Here is a 6,000-nt window from a genome sequence, read left to right on the forward strand (position 1 = left end):
GCCGTCTGTTCGGCGGACCTCGGAGCCGGGGGGTGAGGGCTCGATGATCGTCAACAACGTCCGTGGCACGCGGTCGCGGGGACTGGCTGCCGGTGCCCTCGCGGCATCCGTCGCCTTCCTGCTGTCGGCGTGCGCCTCGTCGGTTCCCTTGGCCCAAGAAACGAACGGCTCGCCCGCCGGACAGAGCGCGAGCCCGACGACGACCCCGGCCCCGCTTGTGTCGGCGATCGTCATGAGCGGCTCGCAGCTCGTGAGCGAGACGGCTGGGGGTCAGCCGGTCGCGACCGTGGACTTCGAGCAGGGGACCGATGCCGCCGTGGCCTTCCTCACGGCCGCCCTCGGAGTCGCTCCGGAGCAGCCTCCCGCTTCCGACGACGCCTGCCGCGGCACGCTCGACGCCAGCTACGCCTGGGCGACGCGGGCGAGCCAGCGGTCGTGCTCACCCAGTGGGAGCCGACCGACTCGGTCGGCTTCGTCGTGACCTTCCGAGGGCCCAGTTTCGACGGCGTGGCCCTGCAGAGCAGCGGTGATTTCGCGGTGGGGGACAACGCGCGGGAGTTCTTCAACCAGCTTCCGCCCGAACAGGCCCTGGACGAGTACAACGACGACTCCGGCCCCTTCGTGTACGACAAGGTGGCCGACGCCGCCCCGTGGGGTGAAGCCAACCCGTATGGCGGGGTTGCCAGGATGCAGCCCGACGGTTCGGTGGTGGCCATCGTCGCGCCCGACACCACCCGGGCCTTCTACTGCTGACGCGACACCTCGGCTCAGCCGGCCGGGCAAGACTGGGCGCAGGCCGGGCGGCTCAGTTGAGGCGGCGGCCCTTGATCAGCAGCCAGAAGATCATCGCGACCTCGCCCACGAAAAGGTATCGTCCGAAGACGGCCGTGAAGTCGGCGACGAGCACGGTGCCGAACGCGTCGGCCAGGTAGCCGAGGCCCGCGATCGCGAGCAGGATGCCGAAGATCCGTGCCATGAAGCCGGAGCGGTAGGCGAGGTAGCCGATCAGCAGCAGGTGCAGGCCGAAGAGGCCGAGGCCGGTGACCCAGATGGTGGTGAAGGCCTCGATGGCGTGCAGGGCGGCCGCGGGCTCGTCCAGCAGGGTGAGCGCGGTCACGAGCTGGCCGATGGCCACCATGAAGACCACCGCGAAGGCGACCCTGGTCCAGGCGGCGGCGGCCGAGAGGCCCCGGCTGACCGGTCTGAACAGCGTGTACCAGGCGCCGGCGACGACGATGTCGAGGATGGTCACGATGAACAGGCTGACGATACCGGCGAGGAACAGCGGCGCGGAATCGGAGATGTCCTGTGCCGTCTTCGCCTCGTTGCCCGGAGTGACCAGGGGCACGATGGCCCCGAAGTTGCCGAAGCCGGCCAGGACCGCCATCAGTGCGAGGGCGATTCCGGCGACCAGGCTCGCCCGGCGCGGCGACCAGGCGGTGAAGTCCAGGGCCGACCGGCGCGGCGTCCCGGCGATGTCCTTCGGGCTGAGCTGGGTGGTGTTCATTGAGTTCTCCTTACGTCGTAAGCTTATGGTGTAAGTAAGTAAGTTACATGTACGTAGTAAGCTTGTCAACAGGAAGATCAGGAGAACATGACGATGGCATCACCGAGCAAGGCGGGCGCCCCGCACCGAGTGCGATTGAACCGCGAGCGAGTGCTCGCCACCGCCATCGCCCTGGCCGACGCGGGCGGTATCGAGTCGCTCACGATGCGTCGGCTCGGCGAGGAGCTGGGCGTCGAAGCGATGTCGCTCTATAACCACATCGCCAACAAGGAAGACCTTCTCACCGGCATGATCGATGCCGTCTTCGCCGAGATCGAGCTCCCGTCGCACAGTGACAATTGGAAGGCGGCGCTGCGCAAGCGTTCGGTGTCCTTTCGCGACGCCCTGTCGCGCCATCCCTGGGCCACCGCGCTGAAGGACTCCGGGACGAACCCCGGCCCCGCCACGCTGAGGCACCACGACCGGGTGATCGGCACCCTGCGGAACGGCGGATTCTCGATCGCGCTGGCCGCGCACGCCTTCTCGGCCGTGGACAGTTACATCTACGGTTTCGCGATGCAGGAAAAGAGCCTGCCCTTCACCACCGACGAGGAGGCGGCCACGATGGCGCACCTCATGCTCGCTCAACTGCCGGCCAACGAATACCCCTACCTCGCCGAACTGACCGCGGAATATGTTCTCCGGCCCGGCTACAACTACGGCAACGAGTTCCCCTTCGGCCTGGACCTGATCCTCGACGCCCTTGAGCGGGCGCGCGACGCCCAGCCGGCCGGCTGATGGAGCGCTCGGCTCTGTTCAGCACGCTGATGAGCTGTCGCTAGCCACTCCCTCCTGCGCTTTGCCCCGTTGACAGACTTACTACGTACATGTGAATTGCTTACAGGATAAACATACAACGTAAGTAACTCCATCGACGCTGGAAGGAAACAAGCAATGACCACGCAGTTGCACTCCGGCACCCAGGAGGTCGCGCAGGCGCTGATCCGCCCGGATCCGAGTTCCGCCAGCGCCCCGGGTCAGCTCGCCGAACGTGAAGATGCCAATCTCGAACGGTGTGCCGGCGCTCATCGGCCGCTCACGGCGTGGAGTGGGCCAGGGTGGCCGACGAGGCCGGGCTCGACGTCTTCGGCGTCGGCGAGCACCACCGGGAGGACTTCGCGGTGTCGTCGCCGCAGGTCGTGCTGGCCGCCGCGGCAGCCCAGACCACGCGCATCCGCCTGACCAGCACCGTCACCGTACTCTCCAGTGCCGACCCGGTGCGCGTGTTCGAGGACTTCGCCACTCTCGACCTCATCAGCGGCGGCCGCGCCGAGCTCACCGCGGGCCGCGGCGCGTACCTGGAGTCCTTCCCGCTGTTCGGCCAGCCCCTGGACCGCTACGACGAGTATTTCGAGGACCGTCTCGAACTCCTGCTGCGGATCCGGGACCAGAACCCCGTCACCTGGAGCGGCACGACCCGTGCGCCGCTCGAGGAGGCCGGGGGCTGGCCGCGTCCGTTCCAGCCGGCGCTGCCGGTCTGGCTTGCCGTCGGAGGAACACCGAGCTCCGCCGTCCGCGCGGGAGCCCTCGGGCTTCCGTTGTATCTCGCGATCCTCGGCGACCCGCAGCGTTTCGCGCCCCTCGCCGAGCTCTATCGCCGGTCCGCAGCCGAAGCGGGGCGTTCGCCGGGGCGGATCGGCGTGACCTCGCATTTCTACGTCGAGGCGACCTCGCAGGGCGCCCGGGACACGTTCTACCCGCACTACTCCTCGTACATCGGCCAGAACATGCCTCGCGCGGGGCGGCTCGACCGCGCATCCTTCGACAGCTGGGCGGGCCCTCGGGGAGCGCTGTTCGCCGGCAGCACGGCCGAGATCGTCGACAAGATCCTCTGGGAACACGAGACCCTCGGCCACACCCGCTTCCTCGCCGAGGTCGGACTGGGCGGCCTCTCGCAGGCGGACACGCTCCGCTCGATCGAGCTGCTGGCGACCGAGGTCCTCCCCGCTGTCCGATCCGCGCTCCACCTCGACGCCCCGCTCAGCCAAGACAAGGCAGGGAAGGGGCGTTCCTAAGCGGAATCAGTGGATGACGGCGAGCAGCACGCCGACCGACACGAACAGCACACCGAAGACTCGATTCACAACGCGCTGACCGCGGGCGTCGCCGGTGAACCGTTGGAGCGAACGTGCCGTCAGGGCAAAGAAGAACCACATCACCAGGATGTCGACCACGATGACCGTGGCGGCGACGATCAAGTACTGCGGCAGCATCGGTCGATCGAGGCGGATGAACTGGGGCAGGAACGCCAGGAAGAACACGATCGCCTTGGGGTTCAACAGGTTGACCCACAGCCCGCGCCGGAACATCGACCAGGCCGGATCGTGGCTCAGCGCAGGGGCGCTCTCGGCATCGAGCGCCGGCTTGGCGAGAAACTGGCGGATGCCGAGGTACACGAGGTAGGCGGCACCCACGAAGCGAATCACCGTGAAGGCGAGCGGGGAGCCGGCGACAAGGACGCCGACACCGAGCGCCACGATCACGATGTGGGCGAGAAGCGCGGCCTGCTGGCCGAGGATCCCCCAGATCGAGCGTCGGAAGCCCGAGTTGAGGGCGTTGCTCATGGTGTTGATCGCCCCCGCGCCGGGCGTGAGACTGATCAGGGTGCCCGCGCCAAGCAGGGCCAGCCAGAGAGAGAACTGCACCGGCCCAGCCTAGGTGGTCACCGGCCGCTCACTCACGGCGGAGAAGCAATCGGGTCAGTCGCGCTGAGTCTGACTGTCGCGGTCCGCAAGGTAGGCCGCGTTTCCGCGCAGGGCAGCGCCGTAGCGGATCACGTCGGGCGAGGTGATCCTGTCGGCCGCGAGCTCAAGAATTTCCGGCCGCGTCGCTGCGGGACGCCGCGTTGATGACTCGGTGTTCGCGTCTCTACGCATCTGCTCGACGCAGCTCACGCTGCCGAATTGATGGGCCTCTGCTCGCGGTGGGGGCGGGACTTGACCAGCAGCACAACGCCGAGCCCAAGCCACCAAAGCATTCCCAGCGGGATCAGCGCCACTGAGCCAACCCAGAGAAACTCGGGCAAGTCGGTACTTGTTGCCGTCAGGAATGGACCAGCGAGGAGTATCACGAGCCGGAGGCCGGTGACGACTCCCAGGACGCACAACCAGATCGGAAGGGCGCGCGAGCGTGCCCCGGCGACACTGATACCCACGGCCCAGGCACAGAGCACAAGGAGGCTCGCTTGGCCGAAACCATGGGTTCCCAGCATCTGAATGGTGAGGTACGCGGACTCGCCCCATCCGCTGTTCATCCCGTCGATGTAGAGCAACGGCCCCACCGACTCGCGCAAGACCCCGTGCATGAATAAGAGTGCAGCCGACAAGACGCCGAGCGCGCTCAGACTTCGGCGAGTGATACTGCTTGTGCGTGGCGCAAGCGCATCTGAGACGACGAAACTCGCCACGACGAACGCGATCGCCATGATGAAAAGCACGACCCCGGCAAGGGGGTAAAACTGCGGATACTGGCGCAGATAATCGAGGCTCACTGCGGGGTTGTCGGTGTCGTCGAAGCCGAGAACTGGCGGTAGGAGCTCGAGCGTGAACCACGTGATGCCTCCGAGCCCGGCAATGACGACCGCCGTTCCACCTGCACGCAACCCTGCCCGATTGGTGTTCCCGGTCGCCGTCTTCGCCGGCGCGGCACTACTGTCGTGTTCGCTGGTTGCACGCACGGTGCGCTCCTCTTGGGTAGCTCCGCGCTGGCTATGACGAGCCGGTCACGGGTTAGCGATGCACGGAATGGTACGCCCAAGGGCGACCGAGCGGAATGGGCTCACCAGGCGCCTCCCGGTTACGGACGCCAGCGCACGCCCCCGTCGACACAGAACGCGGTGGCCAGCGTTTCAGCGTCCAGACAGGCAGCATCGAAGAGTTGCCGCTGGCCGACGGGGCTCTGGAGATGAACCGTGATGGGCACCATGTTGTTGCCTGGGCAGCTGTAGTCGCCTGGTTCCGGCGTTTCGACAGACGTGCGAATCACGATCTGCTCACCATCGCATTGTATTTCAGGCTCAAGGACTGTGCCGGTGATCCCACTCGCGCACTCGATTCGTGTCACGCCCAGCCGCAGCACGGTGGATTCGGGCGTGATCTCTGCAGCATTGAGAAGTTCCCAACTCGCGGTTTCACCTGCGTTGGAAATGCTCTTACCGGGCTCGGGAGACGTTGCGGTCGCTCCACCGGGGTCCGGGCCAGGAGCGCTGCACCCACTCGCTGCCATCGCCATGCCGACAACGGCAGTGATCAAGAAGCTACGCACCTCGACGCTGAAACACGGCAGCCTCCCTGCGATCGAGACGGACCCAGCCCGAATTCTCCTGGAGTCCCTTGAACGGATACTAGCCCGCTGCATCTAGGGCGTGTCTCCTAATTCGTGTAACCAGATGGTGATGGCGCGGAGGACGACTCCTCCGCGGTAGGTCAGGGCAAGTTTGTCGTAGCGGGTGGCGA

Annotated in this window: 9 protein-coding genes; 4 read left to right on the forward strand and 5 right to left on the reverse strand. The window is 66.6% G+C overall.

Annotated elements, in window-relative coordinates; genetic code table 11:
• The first annotated feature begins 43 nt into the window (after positions 1-43).
• Both E3O23_RS06130 and E3O23_RS06135 read left to right on the forward strand, forming a co-directional pair.
• Positions 44-481 (forward strand): hypothetical protein, encoded by a 438-nt coding sequence (locus E3O23_RS06130; RefSeq protein ID WP_134489180.1) that lies wholly within the window; start codon positions 44-46, stop codon positions 479-481.
• The gene (locus E3O23_RS06135) at positions 436-753 is read left to right on the forward strand and encodes a hypothetical protein (protein WP_134489182.1); all 318 of its coding nucleotides are present in this window, start codon (positions 436-438) and stop codon (positions 751-753) included. The genes E3O23_RS06130 and E3O23_RS06135 overlap by 46 nt, the downstream gene beginning before the upstream one ends.
• Positions 754-805: 52 nt before the next feature.
• On the opposite strand, the gene E3O23_RS06140 is transcribed toward E3O23_RS06135, so the two are convergent.
• Positions 806-1,507 carry a DUF4386 domain-containing protein gene (locus E3O23_RS06140; protein WP_134489184.1) on the reverse strand — a complete coding sequence of 234 codons (702 nt, stop codon included), beginning with the start codon at positions 1,505-1,507 and terminating at the stop codon, positions 806-808.
• 87 nt (positions 1,508-1,594) lie between these two features.
• Between E3O23_RS06140 and E3O23_RS06145 the strand changes: the two genes are divergently transcribed.
• Together E3O23_RS06145 and E3O23_RS06150 are read left to right on the forward strand one after the other, a co-directional pair.
• The gene (locus E3O23_RS06145) at positions 1,595-2,284 is read left to right on the forward strand and encodes a TetR/AcrR family transcriptional regulator C-terminal domain-containing protein (protein ID WP_241983352.1); all 690 of its coding nucleotides are present in this window, start codon (positions 1,595-1,597) and stop codon (positions 2,282-2,284) included.
• Positions 2,285-2,559: 275 nt separating this feature from the next.
• Positions 2,560-3,561 carry an LLM class flavin-dependent oxidoreductase gene (locus E3O23_RS06150; protein WP_134489186.1) on the forward strand — a complete coding sequence of 334 codons (1,002 nt, stop codon included), beginning with the start codon at positions 2,560-2,562 and terminating at the stop codon, positions 3,559-3,561.
• A gap of 6 nt (positions 3,562-3,567) precedes the next feature.
• Here E3O23_RS06150 and E3O23_RS06155 read toward each other — a convergent pair whose 3' ends face one another.
• The 4 genes from E3O23_RS06155 to E3O23_RS06170 all read right to left on the reverse strand — a co-directional run bounded on the left by E3O23_RS06155 (position 3,568) and on the right by E3O23_RS06170 (position 5,797).
• Complete coding sequence (locus E3O23_RS06155; protein WP_134489188.1) at positions 3,568-4,191, reverse strand: LysE family transporter; 624 nt, start codon at positions 4,189-4,191, stop codon at positions 3,568-3,570.
• A 54-nt stretch (positions 4,192-4,245) separates the two neighbouring features.
• Positions 4,246-4,440 (reverse strand): hypothetical protein, encoded by a 195-nt coding sequence (locus E3O23_RS06160; RefSeq protein ID WP_134489190.1) that lies wholly within the window; start codon positions 4,438-4,440, stop codon positions 4,246-4,248.
• Positions 4,437-5,222, reverse strand: coding sequence for a hypothetical protein (locus E3O23_RS06165; RefSeq protein WP_134489192.1), 786 nt, complete (start codon positions 5,220-5,222; stop codon positions 4,437-4,439). The genes E3O23_RS06160 and E3O23_RS06165 overlap by 4 nt, the downstream gene beginning before the upstream one ends.
• A gap of 119 nt (positions 5,223-5,341) precedes the next feature.
• Positions 5,342-5,797, reverse strand: a complete 456-nt coding sequence (locus E3O23_RS06170) for a hypothetical protein (protein WP_134489194.1) — start codon at positions 5,795-5,797, stop codon at positions 5,342-5,344.
• Between the last annotated feature and the right edge of the window lie 203 nt (positions 5,798-6,000).

It is taken from the genome of Cryobacterium tagatosivorans, from assembly GCF_004402215.1.
In the GTDB taxonomy this organism is placed as follows: Bacteria; Actinomycetota; Actinomycetes; order Actinomycetales; family Microbacteriaceae; genus Cryobacterium; species Cryobacterium tagatosivorans.

Bases quoted from the DNA above. Each gene is read 5' to 3' on its own strand.
- E3O23_RS06140 (WP_134489184.1), bottom strand. From the start codon at position 1,507: ATGAACACCACCCAGCTCAGCCCGAAGGACATCGCCGGGACGCCGCGC.
- E3O23_RS06145 (WP_241983352.1), top strand. From the start codon at position 1,595: ATGACGATGGCATCACCGAGCAAGGCGGGCGCCCCGCACCGAGTGCGA.
- E3O23_RS06130 (WP_134489180.1), top strand. From the start codon at position 44: ATGATCGTCAACAACGTCCGTGGCACGCGGTCGCGGGGACTGGCTGCC.